The following is a 20,856-nucleotide window of genomic DNA, read 5'->3' as shown; positions in this document are numbered from 1 at the left end:
GGCGTGTACTTCATGGTGCGGCGCCAAGGATAACAGTGACCATTTTTTCGGGCTGCAGCTTGCGTGCAAAAGCCGCCTTGACATCGGCCACCGTGACCTTGTCGACCTGCTGCGTCCAGGTATCGAGGTAGTTCAGGGGCAGGTCGTTCCAGGCAATGCTCGACACGTTGTCAAGGAGCTTGCGGTTGCTGTCGATGCGCAAGGCAAAGCCGCCGACCAGGTTGTCCTTCGCCGCCTTGAGTTCGGCCTCCAGCGGGCCGTTGGCAACAAAGTCAGCCACCACTTTGCGCACCAGGTCCACGGCCTGCGCAGCCTGGTCAGGCCGGGTCTGCATGCTGATGGTGAAGGCGCCCGCATGCAGGGCGGGGGAGAAATAACTCGACACGCCATATGTCAGGCCGCGCTTTTCACGCACTTCACTGGCCAGGCGCGAGACAAAACCACCGCCGCCCAGGATGTAATTGCCCACCGTCAGGGCAAAGTAGTCCGGGTCCGAGCGTTTGTAACCCGGCTGGCCGATCAGCACCTGCGCCTGCGCCGAGGCRAARGGGATGCGTTTTTCAACCGGTGCGGCCAGCGGCGCGACCTCGGCCACKGCCGGCAATGGCGGCAGGCTGGCGCAAGCCGTTTKCGGCAGGCGYGASAGCAATTTTGCRGCGATGGCATCAGCCTGCGCGCGCGTCACGGCGCCCACCATGCTGATGCGCGCGCGGCAAGCCGTCACGCCAGTGGTATGCGCGGCGCGCATGTCGCCCACGCTGATGCGCGCCAGGCTTTCTTCCGTGACTTCATAACCATAGGGATGCGTGCCGTATATCGCCGGTGTGTAGGCGCGGCCGGCAACACTGGCCGGGCGGGTATAGGACTCGCGGATCGAGGCCTGCAGGCGTGCGCGCTCGCGTTGCCACACACCTTCGGGAAAAGCCGGCTCGGCGATCTCGCGTGCAGCCAGCGCCGCGGCCTTGTCCAGCAGCGCCGGGTCGGTCAGGGTGCGCAGTGAAAAGCTCAGGCGGTCGGACGTGGTGCCGGCATTGAACTGCGCACCCAGATCCGCCCAGGCTTCGCTGAGGGCGTTTTCGTCGAGCGCCGGCTCGGGAACGCACAGCCCTCCACAAATAACTTCAGGCCCCAAGCCATTGCTGGCACGCACCCCTTTTTCCAGCAGGCCGGCCATCATGCTGGCCAGGCCTGCCTTATCGGCAGGGTCACGCCGGTTGCCGGCGTCCAGATCGATCTGCACGTCCAGCATCGCAATCGCCGGGCTTTCGACCAGGTAAACCTTGGCGCCATTGGGTTGCGTCCAGTGCTGGATCGGCAGTGCGGCCAGCGCCAGCGAGTGAAAAAACAAGCTAAAAAGGCCTGCAACCCATACACACCTTGCGCGAGCCGCTATTGTTTTTATAGCAATCATGATGTTGTCAGCAATTCTGGATGAGTAGGGCAGTTCAACGCTGCAGGTCACCGGCGGGCGCAGTGCCCTGGCGCGGCTTGCGGTTCGGGTCCAGCGGCTGCGGCAACAGCGTTGCCATCGTCATCTGGTCGTCACCAAAATATTTCGCGGCCACGGCCTGCACCTCGGCGCCCGTGATGCTACGCAGGGCGGCAATGATGCGTTCGCTGGCATCCAGCGGCAGGCCTTGCACCCAGTGCGAGCCGAGCTCGCGCGCCTGGTTGAAGACCGAGTCGAGCTTGTAGGTCTCGCTGGCCACCCACTGCGTCTTGACGCGGTTCAGCTCGGCCTCGCTCACGCCCTCGCGTGCCACCTTGGCCACCTGCTCGCGCAGCGCGTCAGCCACCTGCTGGGCGGTTTTACCGGCAGCGGGCACGCCGTCGAGCGAAAAAACCTGCGGCCCCCGGCCCATCAGGCCATTGGACGCACCGGCGCTGTCGGCCACACGGGACTGCTGCACCAGCGCGCGGTCGAGCCGGGCGCCGGTGTAGCCGTCCAGCACGGCGGCCAGCACCGTCAGCGCCAGCGCGTCGCGGCTGGCGCCGGCGGCCGGCGCGGCCAGGTCTGCCGGCTCCAGCTTGGGCACCTTGAAAACCATGCTGACATAGGCCTGGCTGGCCGGCGCCTTGAAGTCCATACGGCGCACGCCGGCCTGCAGGGGTTCAGCGCGTGGCTTGCGCACCGGGACGGCGCGCGCGGGGATGCCGCCGTAGTATTTTTCGGTCAGCTTTTTGACCTGCGCGACATCCACATCACCGGCAATGACCACGGCGGCATTGGCAGGCACATACCAGCGGCGGTAAAAATCGCGCGCATCGTCGGGCGTCATGGCCGCAATGTCGCTCATCCAGCCGACCACCGGGCGCCGGTAAGGCGAGGCGGTAAATGTCATGGCAGTCATCTGCTCATACAGCATGGCGCGCGGCGAATCTTCGGTGCGCAGGCGCCGCTCTTCCTTGACGACCTCGATCTCGCGCTTGAACTCGTCGTCTGCCCACTGGTTACCCGTGAAGCGGTCGGCCTCCAGGCGCATGACGTCCTCCAGCTTGCCGGCCGGAATTTGCTGGTGGTAGGCCGTGTTGTCGCGGGCGGTAAACGCGTTGTCGCGTCCGCCCAGGGCGGCTATGCGTTTTGAAAACTCACCCGGCTTGACCTTCGCCGTTCCCTTGAACATCATGTGCTCCAGCACATGGGCCACGCCCGACGTGCCGTCAACCTCGTCCATGGAGCCCACGCGCACCCACAGCATGTGGGCCACGGTGGGCGCGCGGTGGTCGGGCTTGACGATGACCGTGAGGCCATTGGCCAGCGTGAACTGCTCCACCGGGGCCGGCACGGGCGTCTGCGCAAGGGCGGCCGTGCCCAGGCACAGTGCCAGCACCAGCGCGGGCAGGTGCCGCACGGCCGACGGGCGAAGTATGGAAGATAGGGGTACTGGGGGTGTCAAAAGGGCTGGCCTGGGGTGTTTCATAGAATAGCTGTGTGGCGCTGTACGTTGCCCCGCAACGGTGCAACAGCCCACTAGGACTCCGCAAGCATACCCAATGTTCAGTTTTTTCAAGAAAAAATCCCCCCCTCCTGCCGCACCGGCGTCTTCTGCGCCCGATGCAGCCGTCCCGGCCGGACCGGCCCCTGAACCGGCGACACCCGTACCCTCGCCGGCCTCTGCGGGCAGTGGCCTGATCGGCAGTGCGCTGGTCACCCCGATCACCATCCCGGTTCCCGGCGCCGTGGCCCCGGAGCGGGAGCGCTGGCTCGGCAAGCTGCAGGCCGGGCTGCGCAAGACCGGCTCCAGCATATCGACCGTGTTCACCGGCAGCCGCATCGACGATGCGCTTTATGAAGACCTGGAGACCGCGTTATTGATGGCGGACGCCGGCAGCAAGGCAACCGAACACCTGCTGGCCGATGTCAAACGCCGCGTCAAGGAAGGCGGCATGACACACCCCGTCGCCGTCAAGAATGCCTTGGTGGACTCGATCGCGCAGCTGCTCAAGCCGCTGGAGCAGCCGCTGGTGATCGGCCAGTACCAGCCCACCGTGATCATGGTGACCGGCGTCAACGGTGCCGGAAAGACCACGTCCATCGGCAAACTCACGCGGCACCTGGCCACCGAAGGCGCCTCGGTGCTGCTGGCAGCGGCCGACACCTTTCGCGCCGCGGCGCGCGAACAGCTCAGCGTCTGGGCTGACCGCAATACGGTCGAGATCGTGAGCCAGGAAGGCGGCGACCCGGCTGCCGTGAGTTTTGACGCCGTGAGCGCGGGCAAGGCGCGCGGCAAAGATGTGGTGCTGGTCGACACGGCCGGCCGCCTGCCGACGCAGTTGCACCTGATGGAAGAGCTGCGCAAGATCAAGCGCGTAGTGCAGAAGGCGGATGCCGCCGCACCCCACGAGGTGTTGCTGGTCATTGACGGCAACACCGGGCAAAACGCCCTCGCCCAGGTCAAGGCCTTCGATGACACGCTGCAGCTGACCGGTCTCATCGTGACCAAGCTGGACGGCACAGCCAAGGGCGGCGTTCTGGCTGCGATTGCGCTGTGGGCCCGTGAACGTGCCCTGGCCTCACCCGCGCTGCGCCCGGTGTCGGTGTATTTCATCGGCGTGGGCGAGCAGCTGGAAGACCTGGAAACCTTTAATGCGCGTGAGTTCGCGCAGGCATTGCTGGGCTGAACCAGCAGATTCGCCGCTTGCCGCTCAGGGCACCCCGAGCTTTAGCAGCAGCACCGAGATCACCACAAAGGTCACGATAAAAACGGTCTCCGCCAGCAGCAGCGCCACGGGCTTCCAGCCCAGCTTGAGCAAGTCTTCAAAACTGGTCTTCACACCCGCAGCGGCAATGGCCGTTACCAGCATCCAGCGCGATGTATCACTGGCCAGCTGAACCACGGGTGCTGCGATCAGCCCTGCACTGGCCAGCATGACCAGCACGACAAAAGCAATCAGGAAGCCCGGCACCAGCGGCACCTCTGTTTCCGGCACCTTGACGGCCGGATGGTTGCGGTACAGCACCGCAATGAACAGCACGATGGGCATCAGCATCATGACGCGAAACAGCTTGACCACGGTGGCCGTGTCACCCGCCTGCGGGCCGAGCATCATGCCGGCCGCCACCACCTGCGCGACATCGTGAATCGAGCCTCCCAGCACAATACCGGCCTGCCCCGGCAAGAGCCCGATGGCCTGCAGGCTGAAAGGGTAGACCACCATCGCCAGCGTTGACAGCACCGTGACACCGACAACAGCCAGAAGTGTGAAGCGTTCGTTTTCTTTCGTCTGGGGCAGCACGGAAGACACGGCCAGCGCCGCCGACGCACCGCAGATGGCCACCGCGCTGCCCGACAGCAGGCCTTCATCACGCGAACACTTCAGCCAGCGCGCCAGCAGCACGCCCAGCAAAATCGTCAATACAACCGCCAGCACGATGACCACGGCGGTTCCGGCGCCCAGTTGGGCCACTTGCGCAAACGTGATGCGGGCGCCCAGCAGCGCGACCCCCACGCGCAGCACCACGCGGCCGCAAAAACCAATGCCCTTGGCCGCCTTGGGGTGGCTGTTGAGAAAGTGGAACGCCAGGCCGATCAGCAAGGCATAGAGCAGTTGGGGGCCGCCATAGTGCTCGGAGATGAAAGTCGCGGCCAGTGCAATCACCATGCACACCAGCACGCCTGGAAAGTGGGACGCCAGCGCCATGCGCCATTTAAAAATCATGGGATATCAGACAGACTTGTTGGATGAATGGGACGGAGGATTTGGACCACCGGGGTAATGCGTGAGAACTTTTTCCAGTAGCGCCGCACCGGTAGGGCTTCCCGCCACCAGCATCCGGCTTTGCAGCAAGGGCAAGCCGTCCAGGGATCGCATCGTGGCGCCGGCCTCGCGCAGCAGCACCAACCCGGCCGCAGCGTCCCACGCGCCCATGCCGCGTTCCCAGAAGGCATCGGCCCGCCCGGCCGCCACATAAGCCAGTTCCAGCGCCATGGAGCCGCTTCGCCGAACCTGCCCAAACGTTCTCAGTACATCACCAAATTCACGCAGGTAGTCGTCCATGAAAGGCGCACCCGGTTTGGGAAACACCGTCGAAACCAGGCATTGCGCAGCAGGGCGCGCGGCAGCACAGGCCAGGCGCTCCCCATTCAGGTATGCACCCAGACCCGATGCCGCAGTAAAAATTTCGTGGCGGGACGGATCCACGATCACGCCCAGCACCGGCTGCCGGTCCAAACACAGTGCAATCGATACCGCGTACTGGGGGTAGCCGCGGGCAAAGTTTGCCGTGCCATCAATCGGGTCAACCAGCCAGGTGGGCTGCTCCGTCAATTCGCCGCCGCTTTCTTCACCGACAAAGCCGCTCTGCGGCAAGACCTTCAGCAGCGCGCTGCGCAAGCCCTCTTCCACTTCGCGGTCAAAGCGCGTGACCCAGTCACCGGGGGCCTTCTGGCGGACATCCACCGGTTGCAGTTCTACATGCGCCTTCCGGATGCGGACGGCAGCCTCCATGCCCGCGAGCCGGGCTTTCTCCAGCACCACAACAAGGTCCATGTTCATGCTTTCTTGGACAGCACACTGACATAGTCATGCGCCTGGGTATTGATGGTGGAGACCCGGTATTCCACGGGCTTGTCGCCGAACGTCAGGGCCAGCCGGTGCACCTCCATCACCGGAGAGCCCACCGCCAGCCCCAGCAGGCGCGCCTGGGTCCGGTCGGCCGCCGCGGCGCGTGCACGTTCCTGTGCCCGCAGCACGGTGATGCCGAAGTCTGTCTGGTACAGGGCATAGATCGTGCCGGGCCTTTCGACAAAACGTTTTTCGGTGAGGTTGCGGAACAGCGCCGCCGCAATGGTCAGCCGGTCATGCATGACCACCCTGCCCTGCAGGGCGAGGCGGTTTTCCGCCCTGAACACGGGCTCACCCATCTTGATGCGCAATGCAGCGGCCTCCTGCTCCGTGGCCCGCTCGCGCCCAAAAGCGATGCAGTCAATTTCCGGGTAGTCGCGGTCCCGCGCCGCATCGTCGTCACCGAAGTTCCAGTGCGGCTCCACGTGAAAAAACTGGAACATGAAGCGGGCATTGTTGTGCGGCGCCACAAAAGTTCCCTTGCCCTGCCGGCGCACCAGCACATGCTCGTGTACCAGTTCGTCAACGGCATGACGCAGGGTGCCAATGCTCACCTGCAGGCTCGCGGCAATATTCGCCTCGCTGGGCAAGGGTTTACCCGGGCCGTAATGCCCGGCCTCGATGAGTTTTTGCAGCTCGCGCTTCACCTGGCGGTAGAGCGGCATGGCCTCTTCGCTCATCAACGGACGCAATGGAGCCGATGTGTTTTTGACATTCACGGCCGCCATTGAAACACCAACGGGCGAGTCGTACAAGTCATATATATGAGTGAATTGACAAGCGGTTGCCGGCCCATAAAACTGGCAACTCGATTCAACTCAGGCCATTCGGAGACCCCATGATTCATTTTGTATTGCATGACGCCAAAGACACCGTGGCCGTTGTGGTGGTGGAAGGTGTGAAGGCAGGAACTGCCATGACCGGCTGGATCATGGACGAAGACCGCATGATCAATGTGCAGGCCCAGCAGGACATTCCCATCGGGCACAAAGTGGCCCTCAAGGACATGGCTGTCGGCGACACCGTGCTGAAGTACGGYATCGACATGGGCAAGGTTGTTGCCAACATCAAGGCCGGCCAGCACGCCCATGTCCATAACATCAAAACAAAGAGGTGGTAACCCCCCGAAGCAGCCTGCGGCCGCCTCCCCCCGAGGGGGCATCGCCTGTGGCCTGGCGAAGCCAGATCCACGTCGATTGCTGGAACAAACAACTCATCTAGGAACATAGCAATGTCAGTCATCGATAAAAACACCACATTTCTGGGCTACCGCCGCGAAAACGGCCGCGTTGGCGTGCGCAACCACGTCATCATCCTGCCGCTGGACGATCTTTCCAATGCAGCCGCCGAGGCGGTGGCCCACAACATCAAGGGCTGCATGGCGATTCCGCACCCCTATGGGCGGCTGCAATTCGGTGCCGACCTGGAGCTGCACTTTCGCACCCTGATCGGTGCCGGCTGCAACCCCAATGTYGCCGCCGTCGTGGTGATCGGCATTGAAGACAGCTGGACCAAAAAAGTGGTGGACGGCATCGCCAAAACCGGCAAACCGGTGGTGGGCTTCGGCATTGAAGGCCACGGCGACCATGAGACCATCATGAAGGCCTCCAAAGCGGCGCGTGAGTATGTGCAATGGRCCAGTGAAAAACAGCGCGAGATCTGCGGCATCTCCGAACTCTGGGTCTCCACCAAGTGCGGCGAGTCCGACACCACGTCCGGCTGCGGCGCCAATCCCACCGTCGGCAACGCCTTCGACAAGCTGCACCCGCTCGGCAACTACCTGTGCTTCGGTGAAACCTCCGAGATCACCGGCGGTGAAAAAATCGTCGCCGACCGTTGTGCCACCGATGCCGTGCGCGACCAGTTCATGTTCATGTTCAACCGCTACCAGGACATGATCAACCGCCACAAGACCAGCGACCTGTCGGACTCGCAGCCCACCAAAGGCAACATCGCCGGCGGCCTCACGACCATCGAGGAAAAAGCGCTGGGCAATATCCAGAAGATCGGCAAGGTCTGCACGGTCGACGGCGTCATCGACAAGGCCGAGATGCCCACGCACCCGGGCCTGTGGTTCATGGACTCGTCCAGTGCTGCGGCCGAAATGGTGACCCTGTGCGCCGCCTCGGGTTACGCCGTGCACTTCTTCCCCACCGGCCAGGGCAACGTGATCGGCAATGCGATTGTCCCCGTGATCAAGATCTGCTCGAACCCGCGCACCGTGCGCCTGATGAGCGAACACATCGACGTGGACACCTCCGGGCTGCTGCAGCGCGAGATCACGCTCGACCAGGCCGGCGACAAGCTGCTGGAGAACATGCTGCGCACCGCCAACGGCCGCCTGACCGCCGCAGAAGCGCTGGGCCACCGCGAGTTCGTCTTGACGCGCCTGTTCGAATCCGCTTGAGGTAAGGCAAGCATGGCGCGCATTGTCATCTGTGAATTCATGGACGAGCGCGCTGTGGCGCAGCTTGAAGCGGCACACGACGTGCTCTATGACCCGCAGCTGGTGGGCGACGCCACCCGCCTGCGGGCCGAGGCGGGCGAAGCCGATGTGTTGATCGTGCGCAACCTGACGCAGGTGCGTGGCGAGCTGCTCGCCGCGATGGCCCGCTGCAAGGTGGTGGGCCGGCTCGGCGTGGGGCTGGACAACATTGACGTGCCGGCCTGCGAAGCCCGGGGCATCAAGGTCATTCCCGCTTCGGGCGCCAATGCACTCAGCGTGGCGGAATACGTCGTGGCCAGTACCATGCTGCTGCTGCGCGGTGCGTTTGCATCCACCGAAGCCGTGGCAGCCGGCCAGTGGCCGCGCGCTGCGCTGAGCAACGGCCGTGAAGCTGCCGGACAAACGTTGGGCATCATCGGTTTTGGCTCCATAGGCCAGACCACCGCGCGCCTGGCACGTGGCCTGGGCATGCACGTGATTGCCTATGACCCCGCGCTTGCACCCGATGCCCCGGTTTTCGCGCAGACCGGTGTGCAGTACGCCGGCCTTGACGACCTCATCAGCAGCGCAGATGCCGTCACATTGCATGTGCCCCTGGTGGATGCGACGCGCGGGCTGTTCAGCGCGGCACGCATTGGCCAGATGAAAAAAGGCGCAGTTCTGATCAATACCTCGCGGGGCCACATCGTGGACATCGCGGCAGTCAGTGCGGCACTGCGGTCGGGGCAACTGGGCGGTGCGGCCATCGATGTATTCGACGTCGAGCCTCTGCCCGTGAGTGCGGCGTTGCAAGGCTGCCCCAATCTGTTGCTTACACCACACATTTCAGGTCTCAGCATGCAGTCAAATGAACGCGTATCGTTCATGATCGCTGACAAGGTGCTGGAGAGCCTGAAGTAATGATCCAACTGTCTATTGAGGAAGCAACACGTCTTGCCACGCTGGCGCTGCGCAAGGCGGGCGCGGCAGAGGCCATGGCGGTCACCACCGCGAGAGCACTGGTTCGCGCCGAAGCGCAAGGGCTCGCTTCGCATGGCTTGAGCCGCGTGCCGCAATATGCCACCCATCTTCGCAACGGCCGGGCCGATGGCCATGCCGTCGCCATCGTGGCGCACAAAAAAGGTGCGGCAGTGCTGGTGGATGCAAAACAGGGCCTGGCCTTCCCCGCCTGCGATCTGGCGATCTCCACAGCGATTGCAACCGCCCGGGAACTGGGCGTGTGTTTTGTCGGCGTGATCAACAGCCACCATTGCGGGGTATTGGTGGATCATCTGCGCCCCGCAACCGATGCGGGCCTGGTAGGCCTTGGTTTTGCGAACGCACCGGCGGCCATGCCCGCGGCAGGCGGCAAGCACCCGATCTTTGGAACCAACCCGATTGCTGCCGCGTTTCCCCGCAGAAACGCCGATCCACTGTTGATTGACCTGTCTCTGAGCGAAGTTGCGCGCGGCAAAGTGATGGTTGCAGCCAAGGAAGGCAAATCCATTCCGCTGGGCTGGGCGCTGGACACGCAAGGCCGGCCCACAACGGACGCACACGCGGCTCTGGAGGGCTCCATGCTGCCGCTGGGTGCCGTGAGCAGCCCCAAAGGTTCCATGCTGGMATTGATGGTTGAGCTGCTGGTGACAGCCGTGATTGGCGCGCAGTTTGCTTTTGAGGCATCATCGTTTTTTGTGGATGAAGGAAATCAGCCGCGAATCGGCCAGGCTTTCATCCTGATCGACCCGGGCGCGCTTGCAGGCACAGACACTTACTTTGAACGCATGGAAACTGTGATCGCCGAAATGCTGCTGGACGAAGGTGTACGTCTGGCAGGTGCGCGGCGCATCGCACTCGAAACGAAAGCACTACAAGCGGGACTCAGTATTCCCGACGCACTCAAATCGCAGTTGGATCAGTTAGTGGGTTAACAGTTATTCAATCAAGAGGAGTAGGCATGAAACGTCGTGACATCGTATTGGCATCAACAGGTGCAGCCCTGACGGGCATTCCGGGTCTGGGGCTGGCCCAGCAGACCTTTCCCAAACCAGGCAGCACCATCAAATATGTGGTCCCGTTCACGCCCGGCGGCCTGACCGACATGATGGCCCGCACGGTCGCCCAAAAGCTGTCCGAGGCGTGGAAGACTCCCGTGATTGTCGAAAACAAGGCTGGCGGGAACGCGCAGATCGGCGCCGAGCAGGTCGCCAAATCGGCGCCCGACGGCAATACGCTGCTGGCCATCACGTTGACACATGCCGCAAACGTATCCCTGTATCCGAATGCGGCTTACAGCTTCACCAAAGACCTGCGCCCGGTCGCCCTGATGGCCAATTCGCCGATGCTGGTCGTGGTTCCCGCCGCCAGTCCCATCAAGGACTTCAAGGACCTGATGGCCGTGTCCAAAACCAAGCAGCTGAGCGCGGGCTCGAGCGGCAACGGTACTCCGGCACACCTGACCATGGCTTTGTTCTGCGAGTTGAACAAAACGAAGATGATCCATGTGCCCTACCGCGGCGGCGCGCCCTCGATGGTCGACCTGATCGGTGGCCAGCTGGACGTGATTTTTTCCAACTATCCGGAATCGATCGCTCACGTCAAAGGTGGAAAACTGCGCGCGATCGCGATCTGCAGCCTGGGCCGGCACCCGGGGGTGCCTGATGTCCCGACTGCTTTCGAGGCCGGTATGACTGGCCTCTTTGTCGAGAACTGGACAGGGGCCATGCTCCCGGCCAAGACGCCGGATGACATTGTCGACAGATACTCGCGCGAGATCATCAAGATCATGTACAGCGCTGACGTGGAAGAGCGCGCCAAGCAGCAAGGTTTTCGTGTCTCACAAAAGGGTTCAGAAGAGTTCGGCCGCTTCCTGAAAAGCGAAATAGACCGCTGGAGCCGGATTATCAAGACCGCGAAAATCACACCGACCTGATCGGCAAGCACACCCGGTTAAGCACAAAGTCCGCAGGCCGCTCGCGGTCTGCGTTACGCTTTGTAAAACACCACTCCGGTTCTGGTGGCCTGGCGGAAAATCCGCCCAGAGGCGATCCCCGCCACTGGAGACATACATGAACGACATAGCGGATATTCCCGTTACCGTTACCGGGCCACGCAAGGTTGACCAGCTGCTGGTGCACTACGGCGAAAGCCACCAGAACCCGCGCAACGAACTGATCCATTTCATTGCCATCCCGCTCATCATGCTGAGCCTGGTCGGCATGCTGTTTGCGCTTCACCCCTATGTCGCGTATGTGTTTGTCGCGGCCAGCATGGTCTACTACGCGCGCTTGTCGGCGATGTTCTTTATGACCATGGCGGTCTGGTCGGTGCTGTTTCTGGGCCTGGTGTTCGCCATGGGACCATTGGTATTGCCGATCTGTGTCGGCATTTTTGTGGGCGCCTGGATCCTGCAATTCATCGGCCACAAGATCGAGGGGAAAAAGCCTTCTTTCTTTGAAGACATCCAGTACCTCTGGGTCGGGCCGCTGTTTGTGCTGAGCAAGCTGTTTGGCAAGCTGGGTATACGCTGGTGATTCATCCAGCTTGAAAACACCCGGGCGGCCTCCATCTTGGAGGTTTAATTCTTTTCACGGGTACCTCGCTTGATCAGCAAAATTCTGCGTTTCTTCCTCAAGCTCCTGTTTGGCATCTTCGCGGCGGTGTTTGCCGTCAGCCTGCTGGTCGCGGCCCTGATTGTCGTGGCGCTGAGCCTCCTGAAGTCGCTCGTCACCGGCCGCAAGCCGGCGCCGGCGATGGTGTTTGGCCGCTTCCAGCGCTATTCGCCCCAAGGCATGTGGCCGGGTGGGGCCGCCCAAGGCAACCCGGCCAGCCCCCGTGCCGGCGACGTGGTGGACGTCGAAGTCCGCGAAGTGCGTGACGACAAGCGCCTGCCGTAATACCTGCGAGTTCGGATTTGGGCTGGCTGGCGGCTGAAAACCATGGATTTGCTACTAAATTCATAGCTGCTTGCGCCCGTCCAGCTTGGATAAAAGGCCAAATTTACTCTCCGGAATTGGCAAAAAAACTGGCGCACAGCCCGTTTGAATTCGTTGTCAAATATGGCTTCAGCCCAATACACACGGGCGCAAGGAGCTATCAAATAGATAGCGGCCGTACCCACTTTGGGATAACGGCGGCATCCATACAAATCGATACCGCGCATTTACAAGGYAGAAACCAATCCCCCTGAACCAATGGCCCACAATGCGGCTCATACCAAGGGTTTTCACTTATTAGCCTTGCGCTATCCGAGTCATTGAACCTATTGCTTAGCACTCTCTCCAACAGAGTGCTAATATTTAGCACCAGACGAAAGGAGTCTTGCTGTGTCTTATGCTCTTTCCCCCGCTTCCCTGACCGCTGTCGTGCCGAAATCGGGCGCGTCCACAGCCGTCAACCCCTGGTCGCTGGTGCCCCCGCTGGGCAACCTGGACGCTTATATTTCCGCCGTAAACCGTCTCCCCATGCTCACCCTGGAGCAGGAGCAGGAATTTGCCAAAAATCTCAAGGAAAACAACGATCTCGACGCTGCCGGTAAGTTAGTGCTCTCTCACTTGCGCCTGGTGGTCTCGATTTCGCGCAAATACCTGGGTTATGGGCTGCCGCACGGCGACCTGATCCAGGAAGGCAACATCGGCCTGATGAAGGCAGTCAAACGCTTCGACCCGGACCAGAACGTGCGCCTGGTGAGCTATGCCATGCACTGGATCAAGGCCGAGATCCATGAGTACATCCTGAAAAACTGGCGCATGGTCAAGGTCGCGACGACCAAGGCCCAGCGCAAGCTGTTTTTCAACCTGCGCTCGATGAAGCAGGGTTTCAAGGACGACGCCGACGTGGCGACACACCGCGACACGCTGACCGAAGGCCAGATCGATTCGATGGCCAAGACGCTGAACGTCAAGCGTGAGGAAGTCATCGAGATGGAGCAGCGTATGTCGGGCGGCGACGTGCTGCTGGACCCAAGCCCGAGCGACGACGGCGAAGACGCCTTTGGCCCGATCGCCTACCTGGCCGACGCGACCCAGGAACCGACGGCACTGATGGAGTCGCGCCAGCGTGACAACCTGGCTTCAGACGGCATCACCGCAGCGCTGGAAGATCTCGACCCACGGTCGCGCCGCATTGTAGAAGAGCGCTGGCTCAAGGTGAACGACGACGGGTCAGGCGGCATGACGCTGCACGACCTGGCCGACGAGTACAAGGTAAGCGCCGAACGGATTCGCCAGATCGAAGTGGCAGCCATGAAGAAAATGAAGAAGGTGCTGGCCGCCTACGCTTAATACCTGCAGGTACGCGTTTTAAAAGAAAGCCCGCACAGCAATGTGCGGGCTTCTTTCTTTTCCGGTCGCAACGCTGCGGGACGGATCGACTCAGGATTTGAGCAGCAGGCGAATGTCGGACGCCAGCGCCTCAGCGCCGCTACCGTAGCGGTTGTACAGGCGGATGCGCCCCTGGCCGTCGAAGATATAGCTGCCGGCGGAATGGTCCATGGTGTAGCTGCCGGGTGTCTTGCCATCGACCTTTTTGTAATACACCTTGAAGTCCTTGGCGACCTGGGGCAGCTGGTCCAGTGTGGGCCGCAGCGCCACAAAGGTCGGGTCGAAATTGCCCATGTAGGCCTTGAGCAGTTCGGGCGTATCGCGCTCCGGGTCGACCGTGATGAAGATTGCCTGCAGCTTGTCGCCATCAGCGCCCAGCAGCTTCTTGACCTGCGCCAACTCGGCCATGGAGGTCGGGCAAACGTCGGGGCATTGCGTGAAGCCGAAGAACACCACGACCACCTTGCCGGCAAAGTCTTTCAGCGTGCGCGCTTGGCCATTGTGGTCGGCCAGCGTGAAGCCCTGCGCGTAGTCGGCGCCGGTGAGGTCAATGCTCTTGAACTGCGGTTTGTCCGGTGCGCATGCAGTAAAAATGCCTGCAGCGCCCACTGCAAGTGCGCAAGCAGCTATTGTTTTAATAGCAGATCGTCGAACGGGTGAGGCAGCCTGCGGCGTGCGGTGGGACTTCATGGTGGGAGCCTAAAGATAGTGGTCAAGCAGCAGCGCTGCGAACAGCACCGAGAGATGAATCAGTGAAAACCGGAATGTCTTGCGTGCCAGCGCGTCGGAGTAGTTGCGCCACAGGCGAAAGCCATACCAGCTGAAGCCGATGCTGAGCGCGACAGCGACAACGAGGTAGGGCCAGCCGCTCATCTTGAAAATGAAGGGCATCAGGCAGGCGGGGAACAACACCAGCGTGTAGAGAAACACCTGCAGCCGAGTGAACTCATTGCCGTGGGTAACGGGCAGCATGGGCAGGCCGGACTTGCGGTAGTCTTCCACGCGGTAGAGTGCCAGCGCCCAAAAGTGCGGCGGTGTCCAGAGAAAAATAATGAGAAAAAGAATCAGCGCCTCCGGGCCGACCGACCCCGTCATGGCAGCCCAGCCCAGCACCGGCGGCATGGCGCCTGAAGCACCGCCRATCACGATGTTCTGCGGCGTCAKCGGYTTSAGGATSACGGTGTAGACCACCGCGTAGCCGATGAAGGTSGCRAARGTCAGCCACATGGTSAGCGGGTTCACCCATGCATAAAGAATCCACGAACCAAGCGCGCACAATGCGGCCGAAAAAGACAGCGTGAGCGAATTGCTGAGCTCGCCCTTGGCGGTGGGCCGCCAGGCGGTGCGCCGCATGCGCGAGTCGATTTGCTGCTCGACCAGGCAGTTGAAGGCGGCGGCAGCCCCTGCAACCAGCCAGATGCCGGCGCAGGCGATCAGCGCGAGCCGGACATCCGGCCACGACGGAATACCGGGAACGGCCAGCACCATGCCGATCAATGCGCAAAACACAATGAGCTGCACAACGCGCGGCTTGGTCAGCGCATAGAACTGCGCGAACCTGGAAGAGGCGCGGGGCGAGGCAGAAGCCGGAGCGGCGGAGGGAGTACTGGGGTTCATGGGAAGTCGCTAGGCATTCAATTTTGACGCATGTGCTGCGAAGGTCCCGCTGCGGCTGGAAAAGACCACGCCGCTGAGCACAATGACGAGGGCTGCCGCACCGCCGGTATGCATGACCGCAGCGAACAGGGGCCAGCCCAGTACGGCGTTGCTGATGCCCGTGACAGCCTGCAGCAGGATGAGCCCGGCCAACCATCGCGCGGACAAGCGATACGCGGACATGCGGTGCAGGCAAAAGGCGAGGACGAGGAATACGGCAAACACGAGATAGGCCACCAGGCGGTGCACATAGTGAATGGCGGTGAGCGCCTCAAAGCTGATATTGGCGCCGTCATGGCCCGCACCGAGTTCGCGCCACAGCGTGAAGCCCTGGCGAAAGTCCATGGCCGGCCAGAGTGAACCTTGGCAACCCGGAAAATCTGTGCAGGCCAGCACGGCATAGTTGGTGCTGACCCAGCCACCCAGGGCAATTTGCACCCAGAACAAGGCGAAGGCAGCGATCACGGCAAGGCGCAAGCCGGCAGAAAGCGTCGTAGCGTTGGCGCCGTGCACCTGCGCATACCGCACAGCCTGCGCACGCAACAAGGCCAACAACACCAAGCCCCCCAGCAAGTGCAGCGTGACGATGGCCGGAAACAACTTCATGGTCACGGTGAGCGCGCCGAACGCGCCCTGCAGGCACACCCAGATCAGTGTGACAGCAGGCCACCAAAATGAGACAGGTGTGCGCTTGCGCTCCAGCCAGCTTGTCACCGCGAGCGTAAGAATAAGCACGCCAACGCCGGTCGCCAGATAGCGGTGGATCATCTCGATCCAGGCCTTGGAATGCGTGACTGGGCCGGTCGGCATCGCAGTCCGCGCAGCTTCGATGTGCATCTGCGCGCCAACCGGACTCGCGCTGCCGTAACAACCAGGCCAGTCGGGGCATCCCAGACCGGAGTCAGTGAGCCGCGTGAACGCGCCGAAGATCACCAGATCAAACGTGAGGAACAGTGTCACCAGCGTCAGCACCCGCAAACGCTGCGCCACCGGCGCATTCTTGTTGTGCACCCAAACCCAGGCCAGAGGCCCCAGCGCCACCACCAGCCCCATGATCATCAGGCGCAGGGCGGGGCTCAGGTCGTAGAGGTTTTGTGGAGTCATGTTTAAAGCCAACCACTCACTGCTATGCGCACCGGGATTTCAGGCCAGCATGAGCCGTGGAACCGGCTTTGCCGGGCCACAGGCGGGCGACCCCCTCGGGGGGCAGCGCATTACACGAAGTGAAAAGCGTGGGGGCCATATTCACCGGCCTTCTTTGTCCCAGCTGCTCGAGGCACGCAGCAGGCGCTCCAGATCGCGCTTGGCCTTGGCGGCGGCGGCGACGTCCATGTCGGCCGGGAAACGCATCATCCAGTTGCCGATGGGGTCGACCAGATAGAGATGATCCTCCAGCCGCTGGCCCGCAGCGGGCTCCAGCCACTTCGCGAGTTCAGCTGGCGCCACACGCAGCACCGCCGACGAAGCCAGCGCGGGGAGCAAGGCATCACGCACCGGCGCTTCGTCCACCACCAGCCAGACGCGGTCCAGGCGCTCTTTTTCCTTGCCGAGGGACTCGCGCAGCTGGCGCTGGAAATACAGGTTCTGCTCGCACCGCGCACCGCAGGCGCCGCCGGCCACACTGATGAGCAGCCACTGGTCCTTCAGTGCCGTCAGCGTGCCGGCGCGGCCGTCCAGCGAGCGAGTGGCCAGCGGCGGCAAGGGTCGCTGCGGGTCAATCAACTCACCAAAGTTGCGGCGGCCTTCGGGCCGGATCAGGTAGTAGGTGACGTAAGACGCGATGACCGGCGCCGCGCACACCAACAGCACGGCCAGCATTTTCCAGCGGCCTGCCACGGTGCTGGGCGCGCGCGTACTGGACTGATCCAGCACAGGCATGGCATGCACGGTCAGACCCAGGGGCTGGTCTTGCAGTCCGGCTGCAGCAGCGTGGACGGGAGGAGTATCAGGGGTATGAGGGGTAGCAGGCGTATCGTTTGTCACGGCAATTGATCGCGGCGTTTGCCGCGCATGTGGGTACGAAAAGGAAGGACCAGCTGAAACCAGCCATACAAAAGAACCACCAGACCGCAAAGGCCGAACCACTGGAAGGCATAACCGTAGTGCTTGTCCACGCCCAGGTTGGGCGCGGCCCACTCACGCAGCAGGCCTTCGCTGGGCGCACCGGTCTGCAGCAGTGAGACATCCAGCAGCGGCAGGCCGGTTTGCGCCCGGAAAGCAGGCAAGTCGAGATTTTGCCGTATGCGCCCACCCTCGGCACCCTGGAACTCATAGAGCCTGGAAGGCGGCGGGGCCATACGGCCCTCAACTGTCACGATGCCTGGCGGGGTGGTGACCTCCGGAAGGCGTGTACGGTCGGCAAAGTTGCGCGGTACCCAGCCACGCTGCACCAGGATGGCCTGCGGGCTGCCCTCCAGCACCAGCGGCGTCACCACCAAAAAACCCGTCTTGCCGCTCATGGGCCTGTTGTCGAGATACACCGTGTGCTCGGCGCGCCAGCTTCCCTTGAGGATGGCTGGCCGGTGAATGTCATCAGCGAGGCGCTGGCTGGCAAGCAGCGAACGCACATCCAGCGCGGGAAGCCCACCTTTGGAATCGACAGCTGCCTGCAATGCTTCCTTTTGCGCGGCGCGGCGCAGCTGCCATTGGCCCAGCGAAAAGGTTGTGCCGGCCACCACCAGTGCGGCCACCGTGAGAATCCAGAAGCGAGGGGAGTGCAAAGCACTTGTCATGAGCCGATAATCCTGTTCATGACTTACCTGATCGCACTGGCGTTTATCGCCATTTTTGCCAGCCTGGCCTCCGCACTGTTTTTCATGCTCAGGGGCGGCAAGGGCAGTGAAGGCGCCGAAAGCAGCAAACGCAAAAACAGCAACATGGCGCGCGCACTGGCGTTCCGTATCGGGTTTTCKGTGTTGCTGTTTGTTTGCATTCTGATTGCGTGGAAGCTTGGTTATATCCAGCCCACCGGCATCCCTGCTGGTAAATAACAGCCACTCTGAGTGGCGGAATAAAGAACAAAGGCCGCATCAAGCGGCCTTTGGTTGAGCGGCCTGAGCCGCTGTTGGTTCCCTTACAACCAGTACACCAGGATGTAGAGGCCCAGCCACACCACATCCACAAAGTGCCAGTACCAGGCAGCGCCTTCAAAGCCGAAATGCTTTTCAGGGGTGAAATGGCCTTTGTGCAGGCGCAGCGTGATGAACAGCAGCATCAGCATGCCGACAAACACGTGAAAGCCATGAAAGCCCGTGAGCAGGAAGAAGGTCGAGCCGTAGACGCCCGAAGACAGCTTCAGGTTCATCTCGTGGTACGCATGAAAGTACTCATAGCCCTGCACGAACAGGAAGACCACGCCGAGCGCAACCGTCGCCCACATGAAGGCGATGGTGCGGGCACGCTTGCCTTCAATCAGCGCGTGGTGGGCGATGGTGATGGTGACACCGGAGCTCAGCAGCAGTGCCGTATTGACCGTTGGCAGGGAGCCCATGATGCTAGCCCAGATGCCGCCGCCAATTGCCAGCGGCTTCATGGCCGTGAATGCTTCGACGATGTCGGCGGGCGATGTCGTGGCGCCGGGCACGATAGACGGCCATGCCGCCTTGAAATCAGGCCAGAGCAACGCGTTTTCCAGGCTACCCAGTGCGGGCAAGGAGTGCGAGCGGGCCCACCACAGCGCGGTGAAGAAGGCACCGAAGAACATCACTTCCGAGAAAATAAACCAGCTCATGCTCCAGCGGAAGGACATGTCGATCTTGCGGCCGTACATGCCGCCTTCGCTTTCGGCGATGGACTGGCTGAACCAGCGGAACAACGTGACCAACCACCACACCATACCGAAGGCCAACGACCATTTGCCCCAGTCGGCGCCATTGATCCACTGGCCGGCGCCCAAGATGRCAAAAAACAGGCCGATAGATGCCATCACCGGATGGCTCGATGGGCTGGGGACGAAGTAGTGGGGGGTTGACCCGTGGGTTGCTGATGACATCGCTCGACTCCTGTTTTTCTCTCGAATTTCCAAATAATCTTTTAACTTGTACCGTGGGGCATTGTGAGGATGCCGCGCTTTAGCGCGCGACCATCCACTTCGCCAGCAGCACCAGGACTGCGACAAACACGACCACGGCAATCAGCCCGACCACAATGATGTGGAGAGGGCTCAAATTCCTCACGTCTTCTTCGTAGTCGCCGCGTGCACGCAGGCCTACAAAGGACCAGGCCACAGCCTTGACCGTGCGCCAAAAAGAGGGTTTGCGGGGGGTTGCGGCCATGCTCATGCGCCTGCCTGTTTTTCAGGTGGYACGGCGGCAGTCGTTGCCTTGGGCGTGACGGGCGCAGCCGGCGTCTTGCCGCCCACTTCAAAGAARGTGTAGGACAGCGTGATCGTGCTCACGTCTTTCGACAGTTTCGGGTCGATCACGAAGGCCACGGGCCACTGCTTTTTCTCACCGGGCGCCAGGGTGTACTGGCTGAAGCAGAAGCACTCAAGCTTGTTGAAATGCGCACCGGCCTGCGCGGGAGCGTAGCTGGGGATGGCCTGGGCGGACATGGTTCGGTCCTGCACATTCTGGAATTCGTACATCACAGTGGTCAGCTCGCCCGGGTGAACCTGCAGCGTGTTCTGCGCGGGCTTGAAATGCCAGGGGCCGCGCGTGTTCGCATCAAACTCAACCGTGATGGTGCGCGTGCGGTCTACCTGCGTATTGGCCGGCAAATTGGGCGTCGCACCAGGGATCTGGCGGTCGGACAGGGCCAGCACGTTGATGCCGGTCATCTCGCAAATCGCCTTGTAGATGGGCACCAGCGCATAACCGAAGCCGAACATGCCGAGCACGATCACGGCCAGCTTGCCCATCATGTTGAAGTTTTCGCGCTTGAGCCGCATCACATCGGTACTGGTTTGAGACTGAGGTCGACCTGGCTGCTCAATGGCTCAGGAAAATCATCTTGGCCATGAAGCCGGCAAAAAAGACCAGCGCGACCGAAGCCAGGATCAGCGCCAGCTTCAGGTTGCTCTTCTTTTGTTCGGGTGTCGTCATGGCGATTACCGTTGAGTTCAATCAGCCGATCACGCGGGTTGCCGAGGCATCCAGCTTGGGCGGTGTTTCATAGGTGTGGAAAGGTGCAGGCGATGGGACTTCCCACTCGAGACCTTCGGCGCCCTTGCCGCCTTCGTCCACCCAGGGATTCTGCCTGGCAGGTGCGCCCTTGCCGCGCATCGTGGGAACCACAATGAACAGGAAGAAGTACAGCTGGGCAAATCCGAAGAAGAACGCGCCCACGCTGGCCACGGCATTGAAATCCGCGAACTGCATGGGGTAGTCGGCATAGCGGCGCGGCATGCCGGCCAGGCCCAGGAAGTGCATCGGGAAGAAGGTCACGTTG

The 20,856-nt window shown here is 61.9% G+C and carries 24 protein-coding genes and 1 pseudogene; 10 read left to right on the top strand and 15 right to left on the bottom strand.

The window, feature by feature from the left end; genetic code table 11:
- Positions 1–10 precede the first annotated feature (10 nt).
- Both AC1D1P_RS02175 and AC1D1P_RS02170 read right to left on the bottom strand, forming a co-directional pair.
- Positions 11–1,411 carry a M16 family metallopeptidase gene (locus AC1D1P_RS02175; RefSeq protein ID WP_477671949.1) on the bottom strand — a complete coding sequence of 467 codons (1,401 nt, stop codon included), beginning with the start codon at positions 1,409–1,411 and terminating at the stop codon, positions 11–13.
- Between the two features lie 34 nt (positions 1,412–1,445).
- The gene (locus AC1D1P_RS02170; RefSeq protein WP_477668288.1) at positions 1,446–2,921 is read right to left on the bottom strand and encodes a M16 family metallopeptidase; all 1,476 of its coding nucleotides are present in this window, start codon (positions 2,919–2,921) and stop codon (positions 1,446–1,448) included.
- Between the two features lie 73 nt (positions 2,922–2,994).
- Here AC1D1P_RS02170 and ftsY point away from each other — a divergent pair, with 73 nt between their 5' ends.
- Positions 2,995–4,122, top strand: a complete 1,128-nt coding sequence (ftsY, locus tag AC1D1P_RS02165; protein ID WP_477671948.1) for a signal recognition particle-docking protein FtsY — start codon at positions 2,995–2,997, stop codon at positions 4,120–4,122.
- A 24-nt stretch (positions 4,123–4,146) separates the two neighbouring features.
- Here the strand turns inward: ftsY and AC1D1P_RS02160 are convergent, their stop codons facing one another.
- The 3 genes from AC1D1P_RS02160 to AC1D1P_RS02150 are packed head-to-tail and all read right to left on the bottom strand — an operon-like array spanning position 4,147 to position 6,794.
- Complete coding sequence (locus tag AC1D1P_RS02160; protein ID WP_477671947.1) at positions 4,147–5,160, bottom strand: YeiH family protein; 1,014 nt, start codon at positions 5,158–5,160, stop codon at positions 4,147–4,149.
- 6 nt (positions 5,161–5,166) lie between these two features.
- Complete coding sequence (locus AC1D1P_RS02155; RefSeq protein WP_477668291.1) at positions 5,167–5,991, bottom strand: inositol monophosphatase family protein; 825 nt, start codon at positions 5,989–5,991, stop codon at positions 5,167–5,169.
- Between the two features lie 2 nt (positions 5,992–5,993).
- Positions 5,994–6,794, bottom strand: coding sequence for a GntR family transcriptional regulator (locus tag AC1D1P_RS02150; RefSeq protein WP_477671946.1), 801 nt, complete (start codon positions 6,792–6,794; stop codon positions 5,994–5,996).
- A 110-nt stretch (positions 6,795–6,904) separates the two neighbouring features.
- Between AC1D1P_RS02150 and AC1D1P_RS02145 the strand changes: the two genes are divergently transcribed.
- The 8 genes from AC1D1P_RS02145 to rpoH all read left to right on the top strand — a co-directional run bounded on the left by AC1D1P_RS02145 (position 6,905) and on the right by rpoH (position 13,773).
- Complete coding sequence (locus tag AC1D1P_RS02145) at positions 6,905–7,186, top strand: UxaA family hydrolase (protein ID WP_007862870.1); 282 nt, start codon at positions 6,905–6,907, stop codon at positions 7,184–7,186.
- Between the two features lie 111 nt (positions 7,187–7,297).
- Complete coding sequence (locus AC1D1P_RS02140; RefSeq protein WP_477671945.1) at positions 7,298–8,473, top strand: UxaA family hydrolase; 1,176 nt, start codon at positions 7,298–7,300, stop codon at positions 8,471–8,473.
- 12 nt (positions 8,474–8,485) lie between these two features.
- Positions 8,486–9,412, top strand: coding sequence for a hydroxyacid dehydrogenase (locus tag AC1D1P_RS02135; RefSeq protein ID WP_477671944.1), 927 nt, complete (start codon positions 8,486–8,488; stop codon positions 9,410–9,412).
- The gene (locus AC1D1P_RS02130; RefSeq protein ID WP_477671943.1) at positions 9,412–10,422 is read left to right on the top strand and encodes an Ldh family oxidoreductase; all 1,011 of its coding nucleotides are present in this window, start codon (positions 9,412–9,414) and stop codon (positions 10,420–10,422) included. Before AC1D1P_RS02135 ends, AC1D1P_RS02130 begins: the two co-directional genes overlap by 1 nt.
- A gap of 26 nt (positions 10,423–10,448) precedes the next feature.
- Positions 10,449–11,423, top strand: a complete 975-nt coding sequence (locus AC1D1P_RS02125) for a Bug family tripartite tricarboxylate transporter substrate binding protein (RefSeq protein ID WP_477668296.1) — start codon at positions 10,449–10,451, stop codon at positions 11,421–11,423.
- A 136-nt stretch (positions 11,424–11,559) separates the two neighbouring features.
- Entirely contained in the window at positions 11,560–12,024 is a 465-nt protein-coding gene (locus AC1D1P_RS02120) for an Mpo1 family 2-hydroxy fatty acid dioxygenase (RefSeq protein WP_477668297.1), read from the top strand.
- A 69-nt stretch (positions 12,025–12,093) separates the two neighbouring features.
- A complete protein-coding gene (locus AC1D1P_RS02115) occupies positions 12,094–12,387 on the top strand; it encodes a hypothetical protein (protein ID WP_457282211.1) in 294 nt (97 codons plus the stop codon).
- A gap of 456 nt (positions 12,388–12,843) precedes the next feature.
- Positions 12,844–13,773: an RNA polymerase sigma factor RpoH gene (rpoH, locus tag AC1D1P_RS02110; protein WP_477668916.1), complete on the top strand. Its 930-nt coding sequence runs from the start codon at positions 12,844–12,846 to the stop codon at positions 13,771–13,773.
- A gap of 90 nt (positions 13,774–13,863) precedes the next feature.
- Here the strand turns inward: rpoH and AC1D1P_RS02105 are convergent, their stop codons facing one another.
- From AC1D1P_RS02105 to AC1D1P_RS02085, 5 genes are all read right to left on the bottom strand, one after another.
- Entirely contained in the window at positions 13,864–14,502 is a 639-nt protein-coding gene (locus tag AC1D1P_RS02105) for an SCO family protein (RefSeq protein ID WP_477668298.1), read from the bottom strand.
- Positions 14,503–14,511: 9 nt separating this feature from the next.
- Entirely contained in the window at positions 14,512–15,429 is a 918-nt protein-coding gene (cyoE, locus tag AC1D1P_RS02100; protein WP_477671942.1) for a heme o synthase, read from the bottom strand.
- Between the two features lie 9 nt (positions 15,430–15,438).
- Positions 15,439–16,572 carry a COX15/CtaA family protein gene (locus AC1D1P_RS02095; protein WP_477671941.1) on the bottom strand — a complete coding sequence of 378 codons (1,134 nt, stop codon included), beginning with the start codon at positions 16,570–16,572 and terminating at the stop codon, positions 15,439–15,441.
- A 141-nt stretch (positions 16,573–16,713) separates the two neighbouring features.
- Complete coding sequence (locus AC1D1P_RS02090; protein WP_477668917.1) at positions 16,714–17,346, bottom strand: hypothetical protein; 633 nt, start codon at positions 17,344–17,346, stop codon at positions 16,714–16,716.
- 101 nt (positions 17,347–17,447) lie between these two features.
- On the bottom strand, positions 17,448–18,200 hold the full coding sequence (locus tag AC1D1P_RS02085; RefSeq protein WP_477668301.1) for an SURF1 family protein: 753 nt from the start codon (positions 18,198–18,200) through the stop codon (positions 17,448–17,450).
- Positions 18,201–18,218: 18 nt separating this feature from the next.
- Between AC1D1P_RS02085 and AC1D1P_RS02080 the strand changes: the two genes are divergently transcribed.
- Positions 18,219–18,458 (top strand): twin transmembrane helix small protein, encoded by a 240-nt coding sequence (locus AC1D1P_RS02080; RefSeq protein WP_457282216.1) that lies wholly within the window; start codon positions 18,219–18,221, stop codon positions 18,456–18,458.
- Positions 18,459–18,541: 83 nt separating this feature from the next.
- On the opposite strand, the gene AC1D1P_RS02075 is transcribed toward AC1D1P_RS02080, so the two are convergent.
- The 5 genes and pseudogenes from AC1D1P_RS02075 to AC1D1P_RS02055 all read right to left on the bottom strand — a co-directional run.
- A complete protein-coding gene (locus AC1D1P_RS02075) occupies positions 18,542–19,459 on the bottom strand; it encodes a cytochrome c oxidase subunit 3 (RefSeq protein ID WP_477671940.1) in 918 nt (305 codons plus the stop codon).
- 79 nt (positions 19,460–19,538) lie between these two features.
- Entirely contained in the window at positions 19,539–19,748 is a 210-nt protein-coding gene (locus tag AC1D1P_RS02070) for a DUF2970 domain-containing protein (protein WP_477668302.1), read from the bottom strand.
- Positions 19,745–20,356, bottom strand: coding sequence for a cytochrome c oxidase assembly protein (locus tag AC1D1P_RS02065; RefSeq protein ID WP_477666770.1), 612 nt, complete (start codon positions 20,354–20,356; stop codon positions 19,745–19,747). Before AC1D1P_RS02065 ends, AC1D1P_RS02070 begins: the two co-directional genes overlap by 4 nt.
- A gap of 40 nt (positions 20,357–20,396) precedes the next feature.
- Positions 20,397–20,510, bottom strand: coding sequence for a cytochrome oxidase small assembly protein (locus AC1D1P_RS02060; protein ID WP_411883660.1), 114 nt, complete (start codon positions 20,508–20,510; stop codon positions 20,397–20,399).
- A gap of 21 nt (positions 20,511–20,531) precedes the next feature.
- Positions 20,532–20,856, bottom strand: a pseudogene (locus AC1D1P_RS02055) (cytochrome c oxidase subunit I); the annotation flags it as partial.

It is taken from the genome of Polaromonas sp. P1_E1_2 (genome assembly GCF_056406035.1).
The sequence above is the reverse complement of the archived record's forward strand: the minus strand, read 5'-3'. Positions and strand labels throughout refer to the sequence as shown.

Coding starts and splice junctions, on each gene's coding strand:
- AC1D1P_RS02150 (WP_477671946.1), bottom strand. CDS start 6,794: ATGGCGGCCGTGAATGTCAAAAACACATCGGCTCCATTGCGTCCGTTG.
- AC1D1P_RS02070 (WP_477668302.1), bottom strand. CDS start 19,748: ATGAGCATGGCCGCAACCCCCCGCAAACCCTCTTTTTGGCGCACGGTC.
- AC1D1P_RS02155 (WP_477668291.1), bottom strand. CDS start 5,991: ATGGACCTTGTTGTGGTGCTGGAGAAAGCCCGGCTCGCGGGCATGGAG.
- AC1D1P_RS02160 (WP_477671947.1), bottom strand. CDS start 5,160: ATGATTTTTAAATGGCGCATGGCGCTGGCGTCCCACTTTCCAGGCGTG.
- AC1D1P_RS02105 (WP_477668298.1), bottom strand. CDS start 14,502: ATGAAGTCCCACCGCACGCCGCAGGCTGCCTCACCCGTTCGACGATCT.
- AC1D1P_RS02090 (WP_477668917.1), bottom strand. CDS start 17,346: ATGCCTGTGCTGGATCAGTCCAGTACGCGCGCGCCCAGCACCGTGGCA.
- AC1D1P_RS02060 (WP_411883660.1), bottom strand. CDS start 20,510: ATGACGACACCCGAACAAAAGAAGAGCAACCTGAAGCTGGCGCTGATC.
- AC1D1P_RS02095 (WP_477671941.1), bottom strand. CDS start 16,572: ATGACTCCACAAAACCTCTACGACCTGAGCCCCGCCCTGCGCCTGATG.
- AC1D1P_RS02170 (WP_477668288.1), bottom strand. CDS start 2,921: ATGAAACACCCCAGGCCAGCCCTTTTGACACCCCCAGTACCCCTATCT.
- AC1D1P_RS02135 (WP_477671944.1), top strand. CDS start 8,486: ATGGCGCGCATTGTCATCTGTGAATTCATGGACGAGCGCGCTGTGGCG.
- AC1D1P_RS02085 (WP_477668301.1), bottom strand. CDS start 18,200: ATGACAAGTGCTTTGCACTCCCCTCGCTTCTGGATTCTCACGGTGGCC.
- ftsY (WP_477671948.1), top strand. CDS start 2,995: ATGTTCAGTTTTTTCAAGAAAAAATCCCCCCCTCCTGCCGCACCGGCG.
- AC1D1P_RS02125 (WP_477668296.1), top strand. CDS start 10,449: ATGAAACGTCGTGACATCGTATTGGCATCAACAGGTGCAGCCCTGACG.
- AC1D1P_RS02120 (WP_477668297.1), top strand. CDS start 11,560: ATGAACGACATAGCGGATATTCCCGTTACCGTTACCGGGCCACGCAAG.